A 773-nucleotide genomic window follows, 5' to 3' on the forward strand; every position below is an offset into this window, starting at 1 on the left:
CGTTACTGCATGAACCAGCCGTGGCTGACGACGAACGACTGGCCGGTGAGCGCGGCGCTCGGGAAGGCCGACAGGAACAGCACCGTTTGCGCGACGTCCTGCACCGTCGTGAACACGCCGTCGACCGTGTTGCCCAGCATCACCTTCTTGATGACTTCCTCTTCGCTGATCCCGAGTTCCTTCGCCTGCTCCGGAATCTGCTTGTCGACCAGCGGCGTGCGCACGAAGCCCGGACACACCACGTGCGAGCGCACGTTATGCTTCGCGCCTTCCTTCGCCAGCACGCGTGCCAGTCCGAGCAGGCCGTGCTTGGCCGTCACGTACGCCGACTTCAGCGGCGACGCTTCGTGCGAGTGCACCGAACCCATGTAGATCACGACGCCGCCGCGATCGTCCTTGTACATGTGCTTGAGCGCGGCCTTGGTCGTCAGGAACGCGCCGTCAACGTGGATCGCCTGCATCTTCTTCCAGTCGGCGAACGAGTAGTTCTCGATCGGGTTGACGATCTGGATGCCTGCGTTCGACACCAGGATGTCGACCGAGCCGAACGCCTCGGCCACCTTGTCGATGCCGCTGTTGACCGCGTCCTCGTTGGTCACGTCCATCGCGACGCCGATCGCCTTGCCGCCTGCCTTGTTGATCTCGTCGGCAACCGCGTTTGCGCCGTCCTGGTTCAGGTCGGCGATCGCGACGGCCGCACCCGCTTTCGCGAGTTCGAGTGCGATTTCCTTGCCGATGCCGCTTGCGGCGCCCGTGACGACTGCGGTCTTGCC

The 773-nt window shown here is 64.3% G+C and carries 1 protein-coding gene; it reads right to left on the reverse strand.

Features of this window, described 5'->3' with window-relative positions; translation table 11 throughout:
• Positions 1-2 precede the first annotated feature (2 nt).
• The coding region (locus DIE13_RS32550; RefSeq protein WP_148094101.1) for a 3-hydroxybutyrate dehydrogenase at positions 3-773 on the reverse strand (771 nt) is incomplete at its 5' end.

The sequence above is a fragment of the Burkholderia sp. Bp9016 genome (assembly GCF_003857765.1).
In the GTDB taxonomy this organism is placed as follows: Bacteria; Pseudomonadota; Gammaproteobacteria; order Burkholderiales; family Burkholderiaceae; genus Burkholderia.